Genomic DNA, 25597 nt, shown 5'->3' with positions numbered 1-25597 from the left:
GATAAAGGTGGCCTGAAAAGACCACCTTTTTTGTATGTGTCGGTTTGAACTTAATCTCTATCGATTGCGAACGCAGACCATGCTTGACGTGTCGGCATCACTTCGACTCGGTTAATGTTGATGTGATCTGGCAAGGTTGCGATATAAAACATCTGCTCGGCAATATCCTCTGCTGACAACGGTGTAGTGCCTTGGTAAAGGTTGTCTGAAGCCGTCTGGTTACCTTTAGTTCTTACAAGAGTAAATTCCGTTTCTGCAATACCAGGGGAGAGGTCAGTCACTCGTACCCCTGTGCCTTGTAAGTCACAACGTAGGTTGTAACTGAACTGCTTTACGAACGCTTTGCTGGCACCATACACATGGCTTCCTGGGTAAGGCCACTGTCCGGCGATTGACCCAACATTGATGATTGAGCTTCCTGCGCCTTTTTTAATTAACGTAGGCAACAGCGCATGAGTAACATTAACCAAGCCTGTGACATTGGTATCGATCATAGTGTGCCAGTCTTTCAAGTCCACATCAGGCGCGCCTTCTGGTGCCAAAGCTAACCCAGCATTATTGACCAATGCGGTAATCGATGAAAATTCAGCGGGTAATGAATCAATGGCTTGTTTTACGGCGTCTGCGTCTCGAACGTCGAGTTGAATTACATGCACAGGCACCGTTAATTCTTCCTTTAGGTCGAGTAGCCTTTCGATTCGACGACCAGACAGCACTAACGACCAGTTATCTTCTGCGAAACGTTTTGCTGCCGCTTTGCCGAAACCAGAGGTTGCCCCTGTAATGAACGCTATCTTATCCATAAATACATCCTTCTAATTTGAAATTAACATAAGTAGTGCCATGCCGATCAAAATCGGCGCGGTCGTTGTTTTTGCAGACAAGTTGGGTACTGATAGATACAGTTTTTGCCCCAGTACATTGCCAATCAAAGCTGCCGGTAATAGCCATAAACCTGTGATGAACGATTCTTGGTTAAATGCGCCAATCCATATGAAGCCGATCAGTGAAATCGCTGAACTCAGCAGAAAAAACACAATCGCGGTGGCTCTCTGTTCACTGGTTTTAATGGTCAGGTTCATCAAATACGTCACTAATGGCGGACCTCCTGAAGAAGCGGTGGTCATGCTAAACCCCGAAATGGCTCCCGCCCAAAACGCGTGTCGTTGGTTCAACCAAGTGAGGCGTAAGTCCAAAATAATCAGCGTGCCAGCGACCAAAGACATCATCGCGATAAAGGCCTTCAAGCCTGATTCCGATATCGTGCTAATGAAATACAGCGAGAAAGGCACCGCAACCAACATGCCAATACACAGCGGCGCAATAAGCCGGATATTGATGGTGGTTTTACTTCGCTTGAGCAGAGGAAAGGCACTTAAAAAGTCCAACAAGATAGCGATGGTTACCGCTTGCAATGGTGGAACAATAAAGCTGAGGGAAAGCGCTACGATAATCGCAAACCCAAATCCTGAATAGCCTCGAACTACTCCTGCAAACAGAATCAATGTCATCGCTAATCCTAATTCCACTCTTGCTCACCTCTTTGCTTTTGATATTGCTGCTGCGTTAATTAGCGTTCGATGAGACCTGTCTCGTCTGCCTTTCAATCTATTCACACCTAAGAGTTTTGAATAGAGCCAGATCGACGATTGGATTGGGTCAGGCTGTTTGTTGGATCGGGGATGAGACTTGGGCTGATGTACTGGCCCAATGTTTTGTTGAAACTGACACTATGACCTCCGCCCTGTTTGGGATGAAGATTATTCCATCCGATAGCGCAGCCTTTTCAATGTCGTGTTTTGTGTCTTTCATTCTCGAAGACGAGCCAAGCACGAGCGGCTGTGAATCTAGTGTTGTTAATGGAGACGATGAAATGGAAGTATCAACAGAACAGCTTGTGAACCAAGATATTATCGACCTCGACAAGAGCGTATTTCATTCTTGGTCGATTCAAGAAGCAGCGGAGCCTATCGCCATTGCGGGTGGGCAAGGATGCAAAATGTGGGACTACGAAGGTAAAGAGTACCTTGATTTTAGTAGCCAACTGGTTAACACCAACATTGGTCATCAGCATCCACAAGTGATCAAAGCGATTAAAGATCAAGCGGACTCATTGGTAACCGTTGCCCCTGCGACCGCCAACCTCACTCGTGGTTTGGCCGCTAAACGTATTTTGTCTAAAGCACCAAGCAAGTTTAAGAAGGTGTTCTTTACCAACGCAGGCGCAGATGCCAACGAAAATGCAATTCGTATGGCGCGACAATTCACAGGGCGCGACAAGGTGCTATCTGCTTACCGTTCTTACCATGGCAATACAGGTACTGCTATTGCTGCGACGGGGGATTTTCGTCGAATTCCAAACGAGTATAGCCGTGGGCACGTTCACTTCTTCAATCCATTTCTCTATCGAAGCGAATTCAACGCGGCGACTGAGGCAGAAGAGAGTGAGCGTGCCCTGCAGCATTTAGAGCGAGTGATTGAATGCGAAGGACCAACGGCGATTGCGGCGATTATCCTAGAGACGATTCCGGGAACGGCTGGTTTTCTCATTCCGCCCAAAGATTACCTTATCGGCGTGCGTGAGCTGGCAACCAAACATGGCATTCAGTTGATATTCGATGAAGTCATGGTCGGCTTTGGCCGCACGGGTAAGTGGTTTGCGTTTGAACACTTCAATGTAGTGCCGGATCTGATTACTTTCGCGAAAGGGGTGAACTCGGGTTATGTGCCGGCTGGTGGCGTGGTGGTCAGCGAACCGATCGTTGAGCACTTTAAGTCAAACTTCTTTATGGGCGGCTTAACGTACTCTGGTCACCCTTTGGCGATGGCTTCTATCGTTGCAACGCTCGATGTGATGGAGCAAGAGGGCATTGTCACACATGCTGATAACGTCGGTAACAGCGTTCTAGGGCCGCTCCTACTGAGCCTTCAAGAGTTGCACCCTATGATTGGTGATGTGCGCGGTAAAGGGATGTTCTGGGCGGTTGAGCTGGTGGAAGATCGTGAAAGTAAAACACCTTTAAGCAATGAAAAAATGGGGCAATTGAAAGCGCAATTGACCAAGCGAGGCCTGTTGACCTTCATTGTGAATAACCGCATTCACGTTGCGCCACCTTTGGTTATTCAGCCAAGCGATATAAAGAAAGGCGTTAAGATCATTGATGAAGTGTTGTTTGAACTCGCTTCTTAAGTCTCCAATAAGATAGCCAGCACAGCAACCAAGGCACTTTGACAAAGAATTCCCCGTTCTTTTCAACGTGCCAAACCTAACCTTCAGAAACGACAAAAGAGCATCGATTGATGCTCTTTTTACGTTCTTTCACTAAATCAGTCTGGTCAAACTGCTCTTAAGTGATGCTAGATCTTCATCACCTCTGACAGCTCTTTGATACCGGGTGCGATCAGATCTTTGTCGATGGCGTGAAAGCCCAATCGAAAATAGGAATTGGGGTCATATTCTGACAATGCTTCACAGCCCGATTCCGTTTCGGTATTCGTCATAAAGTGTGAATAGCCTGTCTCAATCAATATGCCCTTTTGGGCGGCTCGTGAAGCTAAACGCTGGCTATTGATGTGGCTGGGCGTTTGTAGCCACAGAGAGTTGGCCTGCTCGCTTTGAGCCAGTCGCTTGCAGTCAGGTAAGTACTTCAAGACAGCATCGTTGATCAGCTTCCAGCGCTGGCGAGTGTTTTCTCTAAAGCGCCTCACAAAGCTGTCGTAGTAGCCTTGTTCAATAAAGTGCGCTACTTCCATCTGAACACGGCTTGGCGCATGTCGGTACATCAAGCGACGCAGTATTCTAAGGTCGTAGATTAACTCTTCAGGTGCCACGATGTAGCCTAACCTCAAGCCGGGTGCCAGTAGCTTAGAGAAGCTGCTGACGTAGATGACTCTCCCTTCCTTGTCATTGGCTTTTAGCGCGGGTTTAGGATTCCACTCCACGTTGCACTCGGCGTCATAGTCATCTTCGATAATTACCGCGTCATTGGCTTTGGCCATTTCAAGTAACTGAGTTCGACGCTCATCACTCATGGTGACGCCGGTTGGAGCTTGATGGCTAGGCGTGACATAGAAGTGATCACACAGTGAAGAGTGCTCATTGAATCTCAATCCTTGTTCATCCACTTGATGCGGGTGTAACTGCGCGCCAGAGAGATTGAAGATGTGATTCGCTTCTTTGTAGCCGGGGTTCTCGACTCCGACTCGACTCTGATGGTTCATGAGCAAAGTCGAAATCAAATACAGCGCATTCTGCGAACCTAAGGTTATGAGGATCTCATCACTTTGGGCATGAATACCGCGCTGTGGGAGCACCCTTGTGCGTATCTGTTCGACCAGCATGTCGACGTCTTTATCGACCTTGTCGCAAAGCCAGCGGTGATCATGTGGGTCTGAGGTGACCTTTCTTGTCGCTTCTCGCCATTGAGCTAATGGGAAGTCATTGATAGAGGGTTGGCCAAAAATAAATGGGTATTGGTAACAACTCCAATGCGAGGGTTTGACGATGCGTGGGTATTGGCCCAATTGCAGCTTAACGCGTTTGCTCCAATCCGGTGCATTGTCGCTGTCGGCTGATTCAAAATGATCCAAACTCGCGTCGATAGTATCACTCGGGTTTTCATACTTTTCTGAAAGGTAATAACCACTGCGAGGCTTACTGATGAGGTAGCCATCGTCGAGCAAACTGTCGTACACCAACGAGACAGTATTGCGTGAAACACCCAATTGGCTAGACAGCTTACGACAAGACGGAAGCGCTTGTTCAGCCGGAAAAATACCATTCAATATCGCCGTCACCAAATAGCTACGTACTTGTTCTTGCAGGCTTCTTTTGGAATCAAACTCGATGAAACAATTGTGATTTATCGCCATGAGATACAGTCCTTATTCTCAGTGAACCTCAGTCCAATTTGTATAAAAGAGCAAGAAATGCGCCAGAGTTCATATTGATGTTTTAAGAGTGTGTTTTGCTCTCTCTCAACCCCGAAAATTACGTTGTCCCAAACTAGAAAATCGTTCTGTCCCAACCTGAAAATTAAATTGGCTCTACGTCTCCGATGCATTCCGTTCATAAAGTAAAGGCAGGCAAATAATCTCGATAAGGAAAGCGTATGAAACAGGGAATGACGATGAAGGCATGGGTTTCAACAGCGGCAGCGACAGTTGTACTGGGTTGTTTTGGAGTCGCACAAGCATCGGAGCTTGCAGCCATCGAAAAGCAAGGCTTCATGAAAGTGGCGACAGAAGACAACTACTCTCCATTCAACTATATCGACCGCGGTAAGCCTGCGGGGATTAACAAAGATTTGCTTGATGAGTTACGTGAATATTCGAAGTTCGATATCGAACAAGAGATCTTACCTTGGACAGGACTACTCGCTTCGGTATCTGCGGGTCAATATGATGTGGCGTTAACTGGCGCGATCATTACCGATGCTCGCTTGAAGGCCTTTGATTTCACTCCACCTATCGCTTCAGCGCAGCATTACTTCTTAACCAGAGCTGACGCGGAAGATATTAATACGGTAGCCGATTTAGATGGAAAAACAGTGGGCTTACAAGCGGGCAGTGCTTTGCTAGAAAGGCTTCCAGAGCTCGAAGTGATGCTCGAAGCACAAGGCAAATCTTTGGGTAAAGTGGTGCAGTATCAATCCTACCCAGAAGCGTATTCCGACTTGGCAATCGGCCGAATAGACTATGTGATCAACAGTGTGGTTTCAGTTAACGAGGTAGTGAAGTCGAAGTCAAAGGTATTCAAAAAAGGCGAAGCAGTCTCTGGCCCAGGTTTCGTTAGCTGGCCAGTTCCTAAAGATAATCCTGAGCTTTTGGCTTACCTAACGGAATTCTTCCTACACCTTGAGCAAACAGGAAAAATGGCAGAGTTGCAGAAGAAGTGGTTCGGTGAATCGTTCGACCAACTCCCTTCAGAAGCCATCACTTCGGTTGAGCAGTATCACAAGCTAACAGCCGTTCAATAGATGAATAAGCATGCGCCGACACAAACAGTTAGCGGCTGTTTGTGTCCATGCCAATGGGTTCAAAGCGGTTTAACCCATGAGTCTTTGGCGCACAATCTATAGAAAGAAGTCGCTGATCAAAGAGGTCGTTTATGGATTATTACGCTTGGGAACAGTTACTACAGGGCGCGTGGGCAACGGCATGGATATCGGCAGTATCGATTGTATTAGGTGTCGTCATCGGCCTAATGATTGCCTTAGTTAGAATGATGAAAATCCCGTTTGTGGATCAAATGTTGGGTATCTATGTCAGCTGGGCACGAGCAACGCCTTTGGTGACACTGGCTCTGTTTATTTTCCTTTCTTTTCCGTCATTTGGCATCAATTTAGATAAACACGTTTCTGCTATTTTAGCTCTCACACTCAATACATCGGCATTCAATGCAGAGATTTGGCGCAATGCCTTTCTTAACTTTTCAAAAGGACAAATGGAAGCGGCAGAAGCCATTGGTATGAGACGTATCACTTATTTTCGCCGCATCATGTTCCCGCAAATGGTGATCATGAGCCTACCAGCGCTAGTCAATGAGATGTCGTTCTTAATCAAAGGCAGCCCAGCGATTGCGGTGATCGGCATCGTCGACCTAACTCGTGTCACCAATCGAATCTCTGCGGTTACCTATGAACCACTTGGGCCGATTCTATGTGCCGGTGCCATTTACATGTTGATTATTGGCGTGTTGGTGAAGTTGCAAGCTGTGGCTGAAAACCGAGCCACTTATCTGCAGCAATAAGTGCATACATCTGTTTACAGTAGCAGCAACAGTTTGGCCGTCATCACTACTTGGTCAGCTACACCATTTACCTGCTTGTGAAGCGTCATTGAGTGGGTAAATTTAAGGAGTAAATATGGAAGAATGGAATATTATCTGGCAACAAAAAGAGCTGTTTGCTTCTGGTTTTGTAACCACGTTTTATCTTTTTGTTTCGTCTTCAATCTTGAGTTTCGTCATAGGCATTGGTTTGTTGTACTGTCTCGAAAACTCGAGACTCGGTGTTAAGTACACCATCAACAGTTTGATAGGCATGATGCGCACCTTACCGTTTCTGATTTTAGCCTATCTGCTCTATTACGGTTTGCCTCAGGTTGGCATTCGACTAGATGCAGTGACTGCGGGAATCATCGCACTCAGCCTCTATCATGGTACGTATTTCTGTGAGATTTTCCGAGGTGTTCGTAAGGGGTTAGAGCCTGGTTACATCGAAGCGGCGCACGCTTATGGCTTTTCTAAACTCAAAACCTTCACACGAGTCATCACACCCAACGTGTTGTGTAAGTCGGTTCCTCTGATCACTAACCAACTCATCATCTGCTTAAAAGACACTGCGTTTCTTAGCATCATCACCGTCGCAGAAATTACCGCGGCCGCCAACAGCATTCAATCGACCTACTTCATCCCATTGAATGCGTTCATCATTGCTATCGCGCTCTACTGGGTTGTGAGTATTGCACTTGAAAGCATCACCAAACGAATCCAAACCAAAGTTGAACTTAGAGGACTTAGCCATGCTTAAACAATCAGAGATTATTGAAACGGAAGCACCGATTAACCCTTCTTTGGGCGTGAATTTGGAAGTGATTGAGTGCGAGCCACTATTGGAAGAACGAGAGACGATCATCAAGGTTGAAAACCTGTCGAAACAGTTTGATGGCATCGAAGTACTGCGAGACATCAACCTCAACATCAACAAAGGCGATGTGGTGAGTATTCTCGGCTCGTCAGGTTCGGGGAAATCGACGCTACTGCGTTGCATGAACTGGTTAGAGCAGCCAGAGCGCGGCACGATTTTTATGGGTGATGAGCGTATTGGTATCAACTCTGAAACGGGTAAGCCACTCAAATACAAAGAGTTGGCGAAACTTCGAGAGCGTCTTGGAATGGTTTTCCAAAGCTTCAACTTATGGCCGCATCTCACCGTGTTGCAAAACGTCATGGAAGCGCTGGTTCATGTTAAGAAGATAGCGAAATCAGACGCCGAGGAGATGGCTCGTAAGCAACTCGACAAGGTTGGGATGTCACACAAACTAGAGAGTTACCCAAGCATGTTATCGGGTGGGCAAAAGCAACGTGTCGCGATTGCCAGAGCTCTCGCGATGGAACCGGATGTATTGCTGTTTGATGAGCCAACCTCCGCGCTCGACCCTGAATTGGTCGAAGAGGTGTTACTGGTAATGAAGAAGCTATCGCAAGAGGGTTACACCATGGTGGTGGTGACTCATGAGATGGAATTCGCGCGTCAGGTGTCGGATCAGGTGGTATTCCTTGAGAAGGGCATCTTGATTGAGAAATCTAACCCTGAGAAGTTCTTCACTAACCCAGATTCAACAAGGGTAAGGAAGTTCCTCAAGCTTGATTCATGAGCTAGATGATTCGCGCACCTTAATGTTTGATTGTTAAAAAACTCCGACTGAATCAGTCGGAGTTTTTGTATTTGTGTTGCTACCGCATTAAGAGGATGTGGTACTAGCCAATGCTATCAATGTGGATCACTACTGAGTCTGGTCGCCAGTATTCCAGTTCGCAATCCATCAACTCGCCATCTTGCTTGTAGTTCACACGGCAGATCTTCAGCACCGGTTGACCCTCAGCCAAATTTAGCGCCTTAGCGACATAGGCTGGGGCTGAAGTGGGAATTACATCAAAACGCGAGCGTTGGGTCTCGTAGCCGTATTTTTCTCGGTAGATGCCTGTTAGTGACATGGTGAGGTTTTCCGACAAGACACCATCAAATAAGGGCGCTTTCAGTACATTTTCAACAAACAGCACTGCTCTACCATCAATAAAACGCAAGCGCTCAATCACGTGTATTGGCGTTATCTGCTCTATCTCTAATGCTTTGGCGTAATCGCCTGTCGCCATCTCTGTACGGGTGCTGAGCAGTCTGGTTTCTGCTATGCGGTGTTGTTCACGAATCATTTGATGAAAGTGAGAACGTGATAATGGGTTATAGCGAACACGTTCGGGTGACACATACCAGCCACGGCGCTCTTCTCGGTATATCAAACCTTCGGTTTCCAGAGACACCAACGCATCTTTGAGCGTGATTCGTGTGGTGGAAAACAGTTCGCTAAGGTTTCTTTCTGATGGCAGTTTTTGCCCTTCAATGAAGATACCTGATTGAAGCTGCTCTCGAATACTCGCCTTAATTCTTCCTAACTGTGTCCCTGATTGCCCGGTGCCCAATGTTCTCATTACTGATCTAGTCCATAAGTTCGTGTGCTTAATAAGGTAAACCATGGAGTTAACAGGAATGTGACAGTAAACAATGGCTTATTGTCATATGAGTGAAATATAACTGCCACGTAAATGCACTCGAACTGTCAAATAACTTACGGCAAACCGTCACATTCCGGCTATAGCATACAAAACGAACTTACTGACCTAGTCCAGAAGGATAGAGACAATGAAAACTTTGCTTAGCCGTTCAACTGTATCGCCAGCTAAATTAATCGGTTCACCTGCAAAATTAATCGGCGCAACGCTAATAACGGCAACACTTTCAATGCCAGCGATGGCGAAGGATGCTGATCTTGAGTCACTGATTGAAGCCGCTCAAAAAGAGGGTGCAGTTTACAGTGTGGGTATGCCAGACAGTTGGGCAAACTGGAAAGGCACATGGACTGACCTGAAAGCAAACTACGGTTTGAAGCATCAGGATACCGATATGAGCTCGGCTCAGGAGATCTCGAAATTTGAAGCAGAGAAGAAAAACGCAACCGCTGATATTGGTGATGTGGGTTTCGCATTTGCACGTGTGGCAGTGAAGAAAAACGTCACTCAGCCATACAAACCAACCACTTGGAATGACATTCCAGACTGGGCAAAAGACAAAGATGGTCACTGGGCTCTGGCTTACACTGGCACCATCTCTTTCATTTCCAACAACAACCTTGTTGAAGATGCGCCGAAAACTTGGAGTGACTTACTAGAAGGTGACTACAAAGTCACAGTCGGTGACGTAGGCGTAGCAGCGCAAGCAAACAACGCGATTTTAGCGGCTGCATTTGCTAATGGCGGTGACGAGTCGAACCTAAAACCAGCGATTAAATTCTTTGGTGAATTAGCGAAGCAAGGCCGTCTGTCTTACACCGACCCAAGCATCGCGAATCTTGAAAAAGGCGAAGTGGAAGTGGCAATCATGTGGGACTTCAACGCACTGAACTACCGCGACAAGATCGACCGTGAGCGCTTTACCGTCAGCATTCCACAAGATGGCTCAGTGATTTCTGGTTACACCACCATCATTAATAAATACGCACAAAACCCGAACGCGGCGAAGTTGGCTCGTGAATACATCTTCAGCGACCAAGGCCAAATCAACCTAGCAGAAGGTTACGCACGTCCAATCCGTAGCAACATTACGCTACCTCAATCAGTTCAAGACAAGCTGATCTCAAACGAGCAATACAGCAATGTTCACCCAGTGACTGACTTCTCAGCATGGGAAAAATCAGCACGTCGCCTGCCACGTCAATGGCAAGAAAGCGTATTGATTCACCAGCAATAACCCCGCTTAACACGCCACCTTCAGTAGGTGGCTTTTAGAAACAAGCAATAGAGAATAGACCATGAGCAATAAGGTTATCCTTGTTGTTCTAGATGGACTGAACTATCAGGTAGCCCGTGATTGCATGGGCTACCTGAACGGTCTTCTAGAGCAAAGTGATATGTATGAGAAACAGGGCGATTTGCAGACAAAACAGGGCGATTCGTACAATAACCAAGGCGATTTGCAGAATAAACAGAGCACTTCGCAGAGCACGCAAAAAAACAAGCTGCGCGCCACGCTTTACCCTGTGCAGTGTGAGCTGCCATCTATGTCCCGTCCACTGTATGAGTGCATTTTAACTGGGGTTCGCCCTGTCGAGAGTGGCATCGTCAACAATCAAATCGTGCGTTTATCGAATCACGAGTCGGTATTTAGCTTGGCGAAGTCGCAGAACAAAGTGACGGCTGCAGCGGCATATCATTGGGTGAGCGAGTTATATAACCGAGCGCCATTTGATGCAGTACGTGACCGTTTCACCAACGATGAAACCATGAACATCCAACACGGTTGTTTCTACCACTGGGACCACTACCCAGATGAAGCCTTGTTCTTGGATGCTGAGCACCTGCGCGTCACTCATCAGCCTGATTTCTTATTGATTCACCCAATGAACATTGACGACATGGGACATAAGCACGGGCTGGATTCTCGCCAGTACCGTAATAGTGCTCGTGGCGCGGATATCTACCTATCGAACTACCTTGAGAAATGGGTAGATGATGGTTATCAAGTGATCATCACCAGTGACCATGGCATGAACAATGACCTGTCTCATGGTGGCATTCTGCCTGAAGAGCGTGAAGTGCCTTTCTTTGTGATTGGCGATAAGTTTACACACCAAGCTTGTGCAGTGAAACAGACCGACATCTGCGGCAGCGTGTGTCAGCTACTCAACTTAGATCACGATAAATCTTACACTCAGGAATTGTTGGCCCTATGAGCAGTTCTGTAATCACGCAGAGCGATGGCTCTGCGCTTAAACCCAAAACCAAATCTTTGTTTCAACGCTTCAAGCCCGCTTTGTGGCTTGCGCCTTTCGCATTGTTTTTCTATCTGTTCCAACTGGCACCTATGGTTTGGGTGCTGATCAACAGCTTCTTCTATGACGACGAACTCTCTATCGAAAACTACGCTGAAGTGTTCGATTCTGCCTTTATGATGCAGGCTTTTGGCAACAGTTTATGGTTGTCGATTTGGTCGAGCATTGTTGGCTTAGCGATTGCGACTCTGCTCGTTTCTTCACTGCGCCGCGTTGATTCTAAAATCCGCGATGCGGTGATCGCGTTTACCAATATGAGCAGCAACTTCTCTGGTGTGCCTCTGTCGTTCGCATTCATCATCATCTTGGGCACCAATGGTGCGATTACCTTATTGCTCAAGCAGTATGGATTGCTGGGTGATTTCGACCTTTACGGCAAGTGGGGCTTGCTGGCGATTTACATCTACTTCCAGATCCCATTGGCGGTGTTGTTGCTGTATCCAGCGTTTGATGCTCTGAGTGACGACTGGCAAGCCGCTTCGGCACTGCTTGGCGCGAAAACTTGGCAATACTGGACCAAAATCGCGCTGCCTGTGTTATCTCCGGCTTTGTTCGGCACCTTTATCATCTTGATTGCTAACGCGATTGGCGCCTACGCAAGTGTGTATGCGTTGACCTCGGGCAACTACAACGTGATTACGATTCGTATCGCGAGCTTGGTATCGGGCGACTTGTTCTTAGAACCAAACCTAGCTGCGGCAATTTCAGTGATTCTGATGGCGATGCTGGCCTTCATCACCGTGATTAACCAATGGCTGATCAGCAAAAGCTACGCAGGGAAGAGAAAGTAATGAACACCGTCAATACTCGTTTTCATAAAACGGTTGTCTATTCGATTGTCGGCATCATGATGATCCCGATCTTAGCGACCTTTATTTACTCGATCTCTTCTCGTTGGGGCGCAACGATCCTGCCGGATGGCTTCACGTTAGATTGGTATATCAACCTGCTGACGGATCCTCGCTTCTTGCAAGCCTTTGGTCGTTCACTGTTTATCTGTGTGGCGGCACTGTCATTGAGTGTGGTATTGGTCTTGCCTGCGATTTTCGTGGTGTTTTACTATTTCCCGAAGCTCGACAAGGTGATGAACATCCTGATCTTATTGCCGTTCGCGGTGCCGCCAGTAGTGTCGTCAGTCGGCTTGCTTCAGCTGTATGCAGACAGCGAAATCTCACTGATAGGCACACCGTGGATCTTGATTGGTACTTACTTCACCATCGCGCTGCCATTCATGTATCGTGCGATTGCCAACAGCTTTGAAGCAATCAACTTGCATGACTTGATGGACGCGGCACATCTGCTTGGCGCAAGTACCACCAAGGCGTTCTTATTGATTATTCTGCCAAACCTTAAGAAAGGCTTAATGGCGTCACTGTTCTTGTCGTTCTCGTTCCTATTAGGCGAGTTCGTGTTCGCCAACATCTTGGTAGGAACACGCTACGAGACACTGCAAATCTACCTATACAACATGCGTCAAACCAGTGGTCACTTCACGTCAGCCCTTGTGATGACGTACTTCCTGTTTATTTTCTTACTGACTTGGTTGGCAAGTCGTTTCAGCCAGGGAACAAAATAATGAGCTATGTAAATGCGAAAAACCTCACTAAGAGCTTTGGTGACAATACAGTGTTTGAAGACATTCAATTTTCCATCGAGAAGGGTGAATTCATTACTCTGCTTGGCCCAAGTGGCTGTGGTAAATCGACTCTGCTGCGCAGCTTGGCTGGCCTGAATCCTGTCGATGGTGGCGAGATCTGGGTCAACGGCGAAGAGATTACTCACCAAGTGCCACAACAGCGTGGCATCGGCATGGTGTTTCAATCTTATGCCCTGTTCCCGAACATGACGGTTGAAGGCAACATTGCGTTTGGCCTCAAGATGAAAAAGCTTGCTGCTGACGAGATTAAGCACGAAGTCGCGAAAGTGATTGGGCTGGTGGACTTAACGGGCAAAGAGAAGTTTTACCCGCATCAGCTATCGGGCGGTCAACGCCAGCGTGTTGCCTTGGCAAGAGCTTTGGTGGTCAAGCCGCGTATTCTGCTACTTGATGAGCCGCTTTCGGCGTTGGATGCGAAGATCCGAAAGCACCTACGCCAACAGATCCGAGATATTCAAAAAGAGATGAACTTGACCACGATCTTCGTGACCCACGATCAAGAAGAGGCGATGATCATGTCTGACCGCATCTTCTTGATGAATAAAGGTGAGATCGTACAAGCAGGCACACCCGAAGAGATCTACACTCAACCTGCCAATGAATTCGTGGCGGGGTTCATGGGGCACTACAATCTGGTGCAAGCTAACAAAGCCAAGCAGCTGTTCAACATTGAAACCGAGTGGAAGGTGGCGATTCGCCCTGAATCTATCTACGTGAAAGAGCAAGGTCGACAATATGGCGAGCATATCTCCGCGCCGAAAACGGGCACCATTCGTAACCACCAGCTTTTGGGTAACGTGATTCGCTACCAAGTGGACGTTGATGAGTGTGAATTAACGGTCGACCTACTCAACCGCTCCTCTGAACGACTGTTGGCAAACGGCAGCCAACTTGAACTCCTGTTTAACCTTAACGAAATTCAACCTGTGAGAGCCTAAGATGTTCAAACCTTTGTATGTATTTGATATGGATGAAACGCTGATCAATGCCGATGCAGCGATGCTCTGGAATGAGTTCTTGGTTGAAAAGGGCATTGCCACTGCGCCCAACTTTATTGAAGAAGATAAGCGCTTAATGGGCCTGTATTCGGAAGGCAAACTGAACATGGAAGATTACTTAACATTTTCCATGCAGCCGTTAGCCGATATGCCAACAGAGCAAGTCACCGCATTGGTGGAAGAGTGTGTTGAACAGCATATTTTGCCTAAACAGTTCAAGCAGTCTAAACCTTTGATTGAGCAGTTAGAGCGTGACGATATCGACATGTTGATCATCTCAGCCAGCGTCACTTTCTTAGTAGAAGCGGTCGGCCGTAAGATTGGTATCGAGAATGCACTCGGTATTGATTTGATTGAAAACCAAGGCCGTTTTACTTCTCAAATATCAGGCGTACCAAGCTATCGTGAAGGCAAAGTGACGCGTTTAAAAGAGTGGTTAGACAATCAAGAAACCAACTATTCAGATATCCACTTTTATACGGATTCAATCAACGACTTACCTTTGTGTGAACACGCTGATTTTGCTTACCTGGTGAATCCATGCCCGCGTTTGAAAGCGTTAGCCGATCAACCGAACTGGTCGATCCTCAACTGGGATTAACGCTGATCCCATCTTTGAATTATGTTCGCTTTAGAACGAAAAAAGCCGCTGATGAAAGCGGCTTTTTGATTCGTATTATTCTATTTCTAGTTTGTAACCTATCCCGTAAATGGATTTGATGTAGTCACATTTTTCATTTATCGAGACCATTTTTTTGCGTAAGTTTTTGATATGGCTATCGATAGTGCGATCACTGACCACTCTTCTATCGTCGTAGATTTTATCAATCAATTGATCGCGACTATAAATGCGGCCAACATTTTGATAGAGAAGGTGCAAAAGCCGAAACTCAGCTGGCGTTAAACTTAGCTTAATACCACATAGGACAGCGGTCATACTCAATTCATCAATATCAATGGCGTTCGTTGGTGACGTGGCTTGGGGCTTGTTGGAACGGCGCAAAATATTTTTCACCCTCACAACCACTTCTCTCGGGCTGTACGGCTTACATATATAATCATCTGCACCCAGTTCAAGCCCAACGAGTCGATCAATCTCTTCGACCTTGGCTGTCGCCATAACCACTGGGATGTCACTGAACGTTCTCAGCTCTCGATAAATATCCAACCCGTCTCGATTGGGTAGCATGAGGTCGAGAATAATGAGTTTAGGCGATGCTTGCTTTACCCAGTCAATGACAAGGTTACCATCGATAATATGATGACTTTCAAGGCCAGAGTGCTCTAAGTACTCACACAGTACACTTGCTAATGCAGGCTCATCTTCGACGACTAAAATCACGATTTTATTTCCTTTGGTAACGCTATGATGATTCGTAGTCCACCCAATTCTGAGTGGTCGGCAGTAATGTGTCCTTGGTGCGCTTCAACGATATTTTTACAGATAGATAAGCCAAGTCCAGAACCGCCACTTGAGCGACTGCGCGATTTATCAACGCGGTAAAGCCTCTCAAATAAACGTGGAAGTGATGCATCAGGTACACCTGGATCACTGTCTTCAACGTTGATAATAATACTATCACTAATGTCGGTAACATCTATCGATACATGCCCATTATCGCTAGTGTATCGTGCGCTATTTTCCAACAGATTCACAAACAGTTGTGTCAGTAATCTCTCATCACACGAGGTAAACAGTGGCGCCGAATGGTCATAGTGCTTTGTTAATGTGATGTTTTTTTGTTCTAAACGGATCGAGTTTTGAACGATCACAGAATCAATCAGTTTATGTATATCAACGTTGTTTTTAACATTGAGGTTAAATCCGATGTCATACAGGGAGAGTTGGTGAAGATCCTCAACGAGTTGACCCAACGTGATGATTTGTTGATGTAACGAGTCGATGTATTTTGGTTCAGGTGATCGAATACCGTCTTGTAGCGCCTCTAGTTCACTTCTAAGCACGGTGATAGGCGTTCTAAGTTCATGTGAAATATCTGATAACCACTGTTCTCTAAGTGTTTTCTGTTTTCTTAGTGTCTCGACAACACCGTTGAATATTCCGATGAGATCAGACAATTCATCATTGCCGCTTTTTTTAATGTAGAAATCGAGATCGCCATTTTCGATAGATTTGGCACCTTTCGACAAAGCACGCAATGGTTTCAAAAATCGCCTAACAAGAAACAAAGAGATAAGGAATGAAAGCAACACGGTAATCGATGCGATAGTGCTTACATGCGTCGTTTGTTGTTTGAAAAAGCTTTCTGCTAAAGGCCCTGATATTTCATCCATCTGGACGATGGAGATATACCCAATAACTTGATCATCCAGTGTTATTTCGACTAGCGCTTGATGCTGACCATCTTCAAGGTGATGTAGGTTTTCAGGCGGTCCAATTATGGCTCGCCCGTCTTGATCTAAAATGTTGAGTCGTTGCCAAATAGGTTGAAGGCCTGGCGCTTCCGGCTCTCTTAATGGTGGTGGCGATGGGTGTCTGTCACGAGGATGTGGTCGTCGTGAGGGGCCGCTAATGCTACTGGCGATTAAATGTGGTTCACGCTCTAGCCGCCTCCACTTTTCGGAAGGTGAGTAATATTGCTTTAAGTTATTGGCGAGTTCTTGAGCTAGGGCAATCTCATTATTATTTGTGAAATCTTGGAGCCCTCTTTGAAAACTGGAGTTAATAAAATAGGTCAGTACAAAGAGCATGGTCACGCACACCATTAGTATTGAAACAAACAGTTTGGTGAAAATTGATATGCGCACGTTCTCTCCAGAAATTAAAGTGAATTAAGACGATAGAGTGAGTTAAGACAATAAAATGAGATAAACCAATATTAGCCCTCGATCGTGTGGGAAATATGGACATTGATTTCTTTATTCATCTTAGGCCATGTATAAGCACTCTTTTGTTAGAAACGAATAGCGAGCTGACAGGGTGCTATATCCCATCAGCTCGCATTGAATTATCACTATTTTAGGATAACCCTCTAACCATTATTGACGTCTTGGTGGTGGTGGCGGAACTTCCTCTTCCGATAGACCACCGCTTCCATCTGCGTCTAGTTTATCAAAGTCATCGGCGAGTGGACCTCTGAGCTCTTCTAATTGTAATTCGCCATCACCGTTTGCATCCATTTCTTCAAAGCTTGGCATTTCTCTTGGGCCTTCACGGCTTTCAGCACACGCTTGAAGCGCGAATGTCGATGTCAGTAAAAGTAATGCTGTCGTGATTTTGTTCATCATTTAATTCCTCTTCGTAACCAAATATAAGTGTAATTCTTTGACGCAAATAGGTTAGCGATCAAATTAGCAGAGAAAATGGATAAATCTAGGAGATGAAAGTTAGCGCTTAACTTTATAAGAGCATCAGATCATTAGCCCATCAAGTCAGGTTGTTTAAACCTCCATTGTTTCTACATAGTTTCCACATTTTCTATTTTTATCCTAGTCCACTATTGAACTCATGAATTTAATGCCTTTAGCAATAAAGGCAGAAAGCTATCGTTGGTATTGAAATGGATTATTTTTTAGGAGCCGTAGAATGAAGGCAATGGTAAAAAAATCAGTCGTTGTCTCTTCTACGTTGTTGGTTGCTTCTTATAGTAACGCTGCGCTTTATAGGGTGGTTTTGGAGGAATCACCAGTAGAAACGGAATCGGTGTACGGGGTCGCAGTTGAACCAGAGCTTGGTACAACGGATTGCTTTAGTACCAGTTGTGGTGACACCGACTACGCATTCGCAGGGGAAGCTCAAAATGCAGAACCAGGTTTTTCCTTTAAAGAGGAGGTCCCCTTTGGTATCGATAACACGTTCTACTATTTGGATTATGACGATATCTATAGCTACTGCACGAGCGAACTTGGCTACGCGACTTGTGAAGCTTGGAGTTCTTTATTGTGGTATGGCGATGATGATGCGGGCATTGGAGGCTTGAAAAATGAGCGTGATGCGTATTACGGGCTGAGCTATCAGACGAATTCCACGGCTTTTTATGATTCTTATTCGTTAAGCGAGATCCCAGATGTTGGCAGCAACCCACCTGATGTGAGCAGTTATAGTTATTCCTTTGTTGATGGAACAGAGGAGAAGGTCATCACTAAAGTTGACGAGAATGGTTTTGTTCTTGGTAACACCAGCAGTGGTTACTACAGTTATAACAACCAATATATTCAGTTGTATAGGCAGCGTGGTTACTACGATACAGGCACTGAATTTACGGTTCTCCAACCTGAAGCCGATACCAGCATTACGATCAGCGATGCTGACGGCGAAGCGAATATAATCTCCCAAATGGGAAGAACGATGGCTTTTGACTCTTTCAGTTATGGAGGGGAAAGCTATGTGGTCGGAAGCGCGTCCGTTGCGACTTTTTATTACAGTGATGGATACAAAGATTATGACTCTCCGTACACATCCGACAGTGATGCTGAGGATCTAGATAATTGTATCGATGAAGATATTGAGCCTGCTTTATATCCAGAGTGTCAGAACTTTGCTTTTGCTAATCGAGCTTTTGTCTGGAATATAACCGATGCGAATGGCCCCAATGATGATGGAAACCGTTTCTCAGTATCCGATTGGGAAACCAGTTCGACCTATTACTCTTACAACGATGATGAAGCTTCAGCACAGGCGAGTGTGAGGGCTGCAACGATTTCATCTAGAGGGACATATAGCTCTTATCCTGTTTTAGTTGGTTACAATACAGAGCTAGATGATTCTGATAACTTTCTTATGCAGGCTGCTGTGTTTAGGCCAAGCAGTACGTCAAATTTCAGCGTTTCGGAAAATGCTTGGACGACTACATTTATCGCTAATGCGACGGTAGAAGTGAGTGATTCATACATTCACAGTAATTCTGTCGCAACAGACATTAATGAAAACATGATGGTTATTGGTTATGCAAAAAGAGATGGTGATTATCCGTCGGATCGTGTGTCTGACAATCGTATGTTTGTCGCTGATGCGAATGACACAACGCCAACAGCTACATTCTTCGCAAGTTTAGGTGAAGACATTTTCTTTGATAGTGCAGAAGGAAAAGCAAGTGAGATCAATAATTACAATGAAATTGTTGGCTATGTTGACGCAGAAACTCACTCTGAAGTAGACGGCCATGAAAGGAGGCATCGCGGCTTCATTTTCCCTTACAACGACATTGGTACCGATGCTGATAGACGTGCAAGATATAATGATCAAGCTTGGTGGTTAGACGACCTAACTAACGGTGGTGACTACAGTGATGCCAACAACCACTTTAGAATATTGGACGCAACCGACATTAATGATGCGGGTGTTATCTCCGGGACGGCAATACAATGTTTTGCGAGTGAAAGTAGCTCCTCTTCTATGGCTTATGATTCAACCGCGCACTTTGCTTATTGTAATGATGGAGTGGGTGATGAGAGGGTGGTGGCAGTGAAACTTATCCCGATATCTGGAGCAACAAGTGAGGACATCGCTGAAAGAAGTGATGATAGCGCTGAAGATGTTGAACGTAGTGGTGCCGGTACCGGGTTATTGGTGCTTATCAGTTTAATTTCCGTGCTTTCATTTCGTTTGAAAAAATCTCGTTCTATGATTGCTTGAATTGATGACGTGCTCACAAGAGAAACAACCTCCATTTGACCATCAACCATCAACCATCAATCATCAACCATTAAAGTAATGGGTTAGAGTTGATGGCTCACCCTATGAGAATACCATTGGGATATGAAGCTTTTTAAAAGAGCATCACCTGTTTTGTGATGCTCTTTTTACGTTCAACATACACTTATCTCTTTCTGCTTTAGCCCATAAAGCTCAAATGTAACAATTCAATAACATCTATTCCTCTGCTGTAAATCAAACCACCACTCTTCAATCCCTTGATAGCACTCACTTTCTTGTTTTAGCGATTCGCGTGTAACAAATATTTTACAAATTGACGGGGTTTCATCGAAATTGCCCATTTTCCTCCACCCATTCCATTATCTCGGCTTGTGGGCCAAATTTAATTAAGGACAAAAAACACACAACATCTATTTACGTAATAGAAAGCACGTAACAAAAAGTCACGTGATAAAAAACCACGTAATACAAACCAATAGGTACAAGGAGAAAGTTCATGGTGGATACATACAACCCGCTTGGCACGGATGGATTCGAGTTTGTTGAATACACGGCCGTTGACCACAAGGGAATTGAGCAACTTAAAGCGTTGTTTGTGTCACTTGGTTTTGCTGAGGTCGCCAAGCACCGCTCAAAAGAGGCTTGGCTGTATCGACAAGGTGACATCAACTTTATCGTCAATGAACAGCCACACAGCCAAGCGGAAGCGTTCGCCAAGGTACATGGTCCATCGGTATGTGGCATGGCTTTTCGTGTCAACGAGGCAACGGCTGCAATGGAGCAAGCTTTCAAGGGCGGTGGTGAAGAGTACAAAACAGAAATAGGGCCGATGGAGCTGAGCATTCCGGCTATTTACGGCATCGGTGAGAGCCTGCTCTATTTTGTGGATCGTTATGGCAAGCAGAGCATCTATGACGTCGATTTCCGATTCTATGACGATGCGGAAGAGAGTATGGCCGAAGCCAATGTTGGTTTGTTCGAAATCGACCACCTCACGCATAACGTGAAGCAAGGCAATATGGATGTGTGGTCTGGATTCTATGAGCGTCTTGGCAACTTCCGCGAGATTCGCTACTTCGACATCGAAGGCAAGCTGACAGGCCTTGTGAGCAGAGCCATGACCTCACCGTGTGGCAAAATCCGCATCCCTATCAATGAGTCTTCCGACGACAAATCACAAATCGAAGAGTTTATTCGCGAATACAACGGCGAAGGTATCCAACACATCGCCCTCGCTACGGATGACATCTACAAAACCGTGAAAACTCTGCGTGATCGCGGTATGGACTTTATGCCAACCCCTGATACCTACTACGAGAAAGTTGACGATCGTGTGAAAGGCCACGGTGAAGACACCGATCTGCTGCGCGACTTGCGTGTGCTGATTGATGGCGCGCCGACCAAAGACGGCATCTTGCTGCAAATTTTCACGCAGACAGTAATCGGGCCTGTGTTCTTTGAAATCATTCAGCGTAAAGGCAACGAAGGCTTTGGTGAAGGTAACTTCAAGGCGCTGTTTGAATCGATTGAAGAGGACCAGATTCGTCGAGGAGTATTAGACGATGCATAAATGGATCTCGTTTCCTCATCGGGAGGGGGTGTGTTCTAAACAAGCGCATGCCGACTTCCCTGAAGAGGCAATCTATGAGCGAGAAGCAGGTCGGAGTGGTTTCTTCGGCCCTGCCGCTCACTTTCATCACCAACATGCCCCAACAGGTTGGTCAGAGTGGGAGGGCGATCTGCGCCCTCGCGCTTTTGATTTTACGCTGGTGGAGAAAGCCAGCCAGATAACCCCTTGGGCGGTGCCTCATCTTTTGCACAATGCGGACTGCAAAATCCGCGTATGGCGTATGGATGAGAAGATGGATTTCTTAGTGCGTAACTCTGACGGCGATGAGCTGTTGTTCATTCACCAAGGCAGCGCTGATCTCTATTGCGACTATGGCCATTTAGAAGTGAGTGAAGGGGATTACGTGATGATCCCGCGCTCGACCAACTGGCGCTTGGAGCCAAGTGAACCGATGTTTATCTTGATGATTGAGAACACAGACGCGGCTTATTCCTTGCCAGAGAAAGGCATGGTCGGTAATCACGCGGTGTTTGATCCTGCGGTGCTCGACATCCCTTCTATCAATGATCAATTCCGCGCTCAGTATTCAGAAAACCAGACTCAGGTTCAGGTGAAGCGCCACGACAAAGTTAGCGTGATCACTTATCCGTTCAATCCATTGGATGCAATTGGTTGGCATGGTGATTTGGCCGTGGTGAAAGTGAATTGGCGCGATATCAGACCGCTGATGTCACATCGCTACCACTTGCCACCGTCTGCACACACCACCTTTGTTGGCGCAGGCTTTGTTGTGTGCACCTTTGTGCCACGTCCGATTGAGAGCGATCCTGGGGCGTTGAAAGTGCCGTTCTACCACAACAACGATGATTACGATGAAGTGCTTTTCTATCACGCTGGTGACTTTTTTAGCCGCGACAACATTGAAGCGGGCATGGTGACCTTCCATCCAGCAGGCTTCACTCATGGACCTCATCCAAAGGCCTTCAAGGCAGGTCAGGCGCATAAGAAGAAGTTTACCGATGAAGTGGCGGTGATGATCGATACTCGCCATGCGCTGCAGTTCTCTGATGAACTCGATAGCGTTGAAAACAAAGAGTATGTCTACTGTTGGCAAGAGAAGTAAGGGGCAACAAGGATGAAATTAGCAACCAAGAAAAATGGTACTCGCGACGGTCTATTGATGGTCGTGAGTAAAGATCTCAAACAGTGTGTGGCTGCCACTGAAATCTTCCATGCGATGCATCTGGCGCCAACCATGCAAGTAGCCTTGGATAACTGGGACAGCGTTGCACCTCAGTTAGAAGAGTTATACACCTCGTTAAATAACGGGCATGTGACAGGCAGTGAAGTGTTTGCGTCTCAGTATTGTGAATCGCCTCTGCCACGCGCTTATCAATGGGCGGATGGCAGCGCTTATGTAAACCACGTTGAACTGGTGCGTAAGGCTCGTGGTGCTGAAATGCCAGAAAGCTTCTGGGTTGATCCACTCATGTATCAAGGCGGCTCAGATACCTTTATTGGTCCGCGTGACAATATTGAGTTTGCCAGTGACGAATGGGGTATCGATTTCGAGGGTGAAGTCGCGGTTGTCACCGGAGATGTGCCAATGGGTGCTAGTGCTAAGCAAGCGCACGATTCGATTCGTCTGCTGATGTTGGTGAACGATGTGTCGCTGCGTGGCTTGATTCCAGCAGAGCTCGCCAAGGGCTTTGGTTTCTTCCAGTCTAAGCCCTCTTCAGCGTTTTCCCCGGTTGCCGTTACGCCTGATGAGCTAGGTGAACAGTGGAAAGGCAGTAAGGTACACCTGCCACTGACTTCAACCTACAATGACCAGCCTTTTGGTTGTCCGAATGCCGGTGTAGATATGACCTTCAATTTTGCAGAGTTGGTTGTGCATGCAGCTAAAACTCGACCATTATCGGCAGGCGCGATCATAGGTTCAGGCACGGTATCGAATAAGCAAGGCACTGACCACGGCACCTCAATTGCCGAGGGCGGCGTGGGCTATTCATGCATTGCCGAGGTGCGCATGATTGAGACGATTCGCGATGGCAAACCTTCGACTCAATTCATGTCGTTTGGCGACTCGATTCGCCTAGAGATGTTTGATACGGCGGGTGATTCCATTTTTGGTGCGATTGACCAAAAAGTTAGCCAATATCGAGCGTTATAGCCCATATTATAAAGATTCAGCTCGAGCGAGATCATTGTATGAATCAGAACATGACACTTTATGGTTACTGGCGCTCTTCGGCCGCCTATCGGGTGCGTATTGGATTGAACCTAAAGCAACTCAACTATGAGTCTAAATCGGTGCATTTGGTGCGTAATGGCGGCGAGCAGCATGATCCACAATATCGCGAGCTCAATGCCAGTGAATTAGTGCCAGTGCTGGTGGATGGTGATGTTCAACTCAATCAGTCGCTGACGATTCTGCAATATTTGGACGAAAACTATTTGTGTGAGAGCAGCCCAGACTCCTTGTTGATTCCAGAGCAAACACCATTGCGCTATCAAGCGTTGGCAATGGCTCAGGATATTGCGATAGAAATTCACCCTCTGAATAACCTGCGTGTGTTGCAGTATTTGGAGCGAGAGTTGTCGTGTGAGCAAGAGGCGAAAATAGACTGGCTTCACTATTGGATGAGCCAAGGTTTTTCGGCATTAGAAGAGAAGCTTTCTAAGCATCGTCAAACATACGCTGATTCAGTTTATAGCCTCACCGATTCACCATGCATTGTCGATATTTGCTTGGTGCCACAGGTGTATAATGCGCTGCGCTTTGGCGTTGATATGTCGCCTTATCCGCTGATTAACTCAATTGTCGAAGCGTGCAATCAGTTACCTGCTTTTATTGAGGCGATGCCAGAGAATCAAGCGGATGCGAATGATTCCATGTAGATTCACTGATGTAAACGCAAATACTTTTCCCTTACGCTACCAAAACCGTTTTTGGACTATTCTGTTCTAGCCTGATTGCTCATTTAGCAATATACGAATATCTTCACGTATTGGAAAGTCGCTTGATTGAGTGTGCAGTTTTATTGGTGCAGATTAGTATCAATGAAACGGGAGAAGTCATGATCATTAGTATACCAACCGGAGAACGCGCCTCCGGTTGGTATGTTGTTACATCGAAAATATAATCAAGCTGTTACCACTTATACTTCCAACCCGCTTGAGCTAGATAGAATTTCTGGCTGTTGTCTGAACCACTGGTTAGGCCCGCAGACTTAGACTCATCCCACTTGGTTTCTTCGTAAGCCATACCTACCCACAACGTTGATTTAGGGCTCAGTTTATAGTCGATATTCAAACCTAAACGCAGCCCGTCGTCTGTCTCATTGACGACGTTGTAGTTGTTTGACGCATCATAGATTTTCTCGTTGATGAAGTAGCGGAAATAAGGCATCACGCTCCATTTGTCATTAATTTTAGTTGGGAAGTACCCACGAATCTGGTTTTGTTCCCAGTTCTTGTTTTGGTCGTTATCCCAAGTCCAATCGGTGTATAGGTAGACTTTTGCTGTGAAACTATCACTGTGTTTATACGCAAAACCATGCTCCGCTTCCCACTCGTAATCGTTCTCTCCTACGAAGCGATCATAGTAGTAAAACGCATCCCAGTAAGAGAATGAGAGTTTATCGGTGATCTTAAACTCACCACTAGGCATTATCCAGTACAGGTTGTTGCTGCCACGAGCATCTGTTCCCGGTGCAGAGTCGTTAGATTCTTTTCGGTATGTAGCGTTCAGATTAAAGACCACATCATCGTTGCGAACTAAGTTACGAGTCGCACCAATCTGAGTACGGTTTCGTTGAAACGAGTTATCTGTGTTATTTAGATCCTCAGTGATCGAACGGCGCGCCACTTTATGTTCAAGAAAATAGCTCCATTTGGAGTTAGGGCTATTAATGAATAGCTGTGCGACTGGGGTGAGTTTGTCTATCACTGCATTGCCATCAGGGTCTCTGTGCCCTTCAAACTTTTCCATTTCCATGTAAATGTTCGACGCAACGTTCCACTCAGAGGTAAAGTTTTGGGTTAGCTCTTCCGTTTCAACTTTTACGGCGTTGTCTTCAGTCGCAAGCGCGAGACTAGGTAGAAGCAGTGCTAGTAGGGTAGCTCCAGACTTTTTATTTATCATT

24 protein-coding genes are annotated in these 25597 nt (G+C 46.2%); 16 read left to right on the top strand and 8 right to left on the bottom strand.

Features of this window, described 5'->3' with window-relative positions:
• Positions 1 to 50 precede the first annotated feature (50 nt).
• On the bottom strand, positions 51 to 803 hold the full coding sequence (locus tag AB4486_RS07045) for an SDR family NAD(P)-dependent oxidoreductase (protein WP_017061222.1): 753 nt from the start codon (positions 801 to 803) through the stop codon (positions 51 to 53).
• Between the two features lie 12 nt (positions 804 to 815).
• Entirely contained in the window at positions 816 to 1511 is a 696-nt protein-coding gene (locus AB4486_RS07040; RefSeq protein WP_372116900.1) for a sulfite exporter TauE/SafE family protein, read from the bottom strand.
• 362 nt (positions 1512 to 1873) lie between these two features.
• Between AB4486_RS07040 and AB4486_RS07035 the strand changes: the two genes are divergently transcribed.
• Entirely contained in the window at positions 1874 to 3190 is a 1317-nt protein-coding gene (locus tag AB4486_RS07035; RefSeq protein ID WP_372116899.1) for an aspartate aminotransferase family protein, read from the top strand.
• Positions 3191 to 3357: 167 nt separating this feature from the next.
• Here AB4486_RS07035 and AB4486_RS07030 read toward each other — a convergent pair whose 3' ends face one another.
• Positions 3358 to 4872, bottom strand: coding sequence for a PLP-dependent aminotransferase family protein (locus AB4486_RS07030; protein WP_017066354.1), 1515 nt, complete (start codon positions 4870 to 4872; stop codon positions 3358 to 3360).
• A gap of 239 nt (positions 4873 to 5111) precedes the next feature.
• On the opposite strand from AB4486_RS07030, the gene AB4486_RS07025 reads away from it, so the two are divergent.
• The 4 genes from AB4486_RS07025 (at position 5112) to AB4486_RS07010 (ending at position 8379) form a co-directional block, all read left to right on the top strand.
• Positions 5112 to 5978, top strand: a complete 867-nt coding sequence (locus AB4486_RS07025; protein WP_065584482.1) for a transporter substrate-binding domain-containing protein — start codon at positions 5112 to 5114, stop codon at positions 5976 to 5978.
• A gap of 131 nt (positions 5979 to 6109) precedes the next feature.
• A complete protein-coding gene (locus AB4486_RS07020; protein WP_017066356.1) occupies positions 6110 to 6751 on the top strand; it encodes an amino acid ABC transporter permease in 642 nt (213 codons plus the stop codon).
• A 115-nt stretch (positions 6752 to 6866) separates the two neighbouring features.
• Positions 6867 to 7532 carry an amino acid ABC transporter permease gene (locus AB4486_RS07015; RefSeq protein WP_017071256.1) on the top strand — a complete coding sequence of 222 codons (666 nt, stop codon included), beginning with the start codon at positions 6867 to 6869 and terminating at the stop codon, positions 7530 to 7532.
• Entirely contained in the window at positions 7525 to 8379 is an 855-nt protein-coding gene (locus AB4486_RS07010) for an amino acid ABC transporter ATP-binding protein (RefSeq protein ID WP_017065130.1), read from the top strand. The genes AB4486_RS07015 and AB4486_RS07010 overlap by 8 nt, the downstream gene beginning before the upstream one ends.
• Positions 8380 to 8482: 103 nt before the next feature.
• Here the strand turns inward: AB4486_RS07010 and AB4486_RS07005 are convergent, their stop codons facing one another.
• Positions 8483 to 9211 (bottom strand): UTRA domain-containing protein, encoded by a 729-nt coding sequence (locus tag AB4486_RS07005; RefSeq protein ID WP_102428102.1) that lies wholly within the window; start codon positions 9209 to 9211, stop codon positions 8483 to 8485.
• 211 nt (positions 9212 to 9422) lie between these two features.
• Here AB4486_RS07005 and AB4486_RS07000 point away from each other — a divergent pair, with 211 nt between their 5' ends.
• From AB4486_RS07000 to AB4486_RS06975, 6 genes are all read left to right on the top strand, one after another.
• The gene (locus AB4486_RS07000; RefSeq protein ID WP_371690469.1) at positions 9423 to 10526 is read left to right on the top strand and encodes an ABC transporter substrate-binding protein; all 1104 of its coding nucleotides are present in this window, start codon (positions 9423 to 9425) and stop codon (positions 10524 to 10526) included.
• A gap of 61 nt (positions 10527 to 10587) precedes the next feature.
• On the top strand, positions 10588 to 11508 hold the full coding sequence (locus AB4486_RS06995; protein WP_372116818.1) for an alkaline phosphatase family protein: 921 nt from the start codon (positions 10588 to 10590) through the stop codon (positions 11506 to 11508).
• Positions 11505 to 12398 (top strand): ABC transporter permease, encoded by an 894-nt coding sequence (locus tag AB4486_RS06990; RefSeq protein ID WP_372116816.1) that lies wholly within the window; start codon positions 11505 to 11507, stop codon positions 12396 to 12398. The genes AB4486_RS06995 and AB4486_RS06990 overlap by 4 nt, the downstream gene beginning before the upstream one ends.
• Positions 12398 to 13183 (top strand): ABC transporter permease, encoded by a 786-nt coding sequence (locus tag AB4486_RS06985; protein WP_004732591.1) that lies wholly within the window; start codon positions 12398 to 12400, stop codon positions 13181 to 13183. The genes AB4486_RS06990 and AB4486_RS06985 overlap by 1 nt, the downstream gene beginning before the upstream one ends.
• Complete coding sequence (locus AB4486_RS06980) at positions 13183 to 14202, top strand: ABC transporter ATP-binding protein (RefSeq protein ID WP_102393377.1); 1020 nt, start codon at positions 13183 to 13185, stop codon at positions 14200 to 14202. Before AB4486_RS06985 ends, AB4486_RS06980 begins: the two co-directional genes overlap by 1 nt.
• A gap of 1 nt (position 14203) precedes the next feature.
• Positions 14204 to 14863 (top strand): HAD family hydrolase, encoded by a 660-nt coding sequence (locus AB4486_RS06975; RefSeq protein WP_372098832.1) that lies wholly within the window; start codon positions 14204 to 14206, stop codon positions 14861 to 14863.
• Positions 14864 to 14938: 75 nt separating this feature from the next.
• Here the strand turns inward: AB4486_RS06975 and AB4486_RS06970 are convergent, their stop codons facing one another.
• From AB4486_RS06970 to AB4486_RS06960, 3 genes are all read right to left on the bottom strand, one after another.
• Complete coding sequence (locus AB4486_RS06970) at positions 14939 to 15604, bottom strand: response regulator (protein WP_136974564.1); 666 nt, start codon at positions 15602 to 15604, stop codon at positions 14939 to 14941.
• Positions 15601 to 16974 carry an ATP-binding protein gene (locus AB4486_RS06965; protein WP_372116897.1) on the bottom strand — a complete coding sequence of 458 codons (1374 nt, stop codon included), beginning with the start codon at positions 16972 to 16974 and terminating at the stop codon, positions 15601 to 15603. Before AB4486_RS06965 ends, AB4486_RS06970 begins: the two co-directional genes overlap by 4 nt.
• Before the next feature lie 288 nt (positions 16975 to 17262).
• A complete protein-coding gene (locus tag AB4486_RS06960; protein WP_017072318.1) occupies positions 17263 to 17508 on the bottom strand; it encodes a hypothetical protein in 246 nt (81 codons plus the stop codon).
• Positions 17509 to 17809: 301 nt separating this feature from the next.
• Between AB4486_RS06960 and AB4486_RS06955 the strand changes: the two genes are divergently transcribed.
• From AB4486_RS06955 to maiA, 5 genes are all read left to right on the top strand, one after another.
• Positions 17810 to 19858: a DUF3466 family protein gene (locus tag AB4486_RS06955; RefSeq protein WP_372116815.1), complete on the top strand. Its 2049-nt coding sequence runs from the start codon at positions 17810 to 17812 to the stop codon at positions 19856 to 19858.
• Positions 19859 to 20375: 517 nt separating this feature from the next.
• On the top strand, positions 20376 to 21449 hold the full coding sequence (hppD, locus tag AB4486_RS06950) for a 4-hydroxyphenylpyruvate dioxygenase (protein WP_372116813.1): 1074 nt from the start codon (positions 20376 to 20378) through the stop codon (positions 21447 to 21449).
• Positions 21442 to 22572: a homogentisate 1,2-dioxygenase gene (locus AB4486_RS06945; RefSeq protein WP_372116812.1), complete on the top strand. Its 1131-nt coding sequence runs from the start codon at positions 21442 to 21444 to the stop codon at positions 22570 to 22572. Before hppD ends, AB4486_RS06945 begins: the two co-directional genes overlap by 8 nt.
• A 12-nt stretch (positions 22573 to 22584) precedes the next feature.
• On the top strand, positions 22585 to 23622 hold the full coding sequence (locus tag AB4486_RS06940; protein WP_372116810.1) for a fumarylacetoacetate hydrolase family protein: 1038 nt from the start codon (positions 22585 to 22587) through the stop codon (positions 23620 to 23622).
• Positions 23623 to 23660: 38 nt separating this feature from the next.
• A complete protein-coding gene (gene maiA, locus AB4486_RS06935) occupies positions 23661 to 24350 on the top strand; it encodes a maleylacetoacetate isomerase (protein ID WP_372116808.1) in 690 nt (229 codons plus the stop codon).
• 253 nt (positions 24351 to 24603) lie between these two features.
• Here the strand turns inward: maiA and AB4486_RS06930 are convergent, their stop codons facing one another.
• The gene (locus AB4486_RS06930; protein WP_017065119.1) at positions 24604 to 25596 is read right to left on the bottom strand and encodes an OmpG family monomeric porin; all 993 of its coding nucleotides are present in this window, start codon (positions 25594 to 25596) and stop codon (positions 24604 to 24606) included.
• Position 25597: the final 1 nt, after the last annotated feature.

Source organism: Vibrio sp. 10N.222.55.C6, from assembly GCF_041473395.1.
In the GTDB taxonomy this organism is placed as follows: Bacteria; Pseudomonadota; Gammaproteobacteria; order Enterobacterales; family Vibrionaceae; genus Vibrio; species Vibrio crassostreae_C.
Note: the sequence above shows the minus strand (reverse complement) of the source record. Positions and strands in the feature narration are given on the sequence as shown.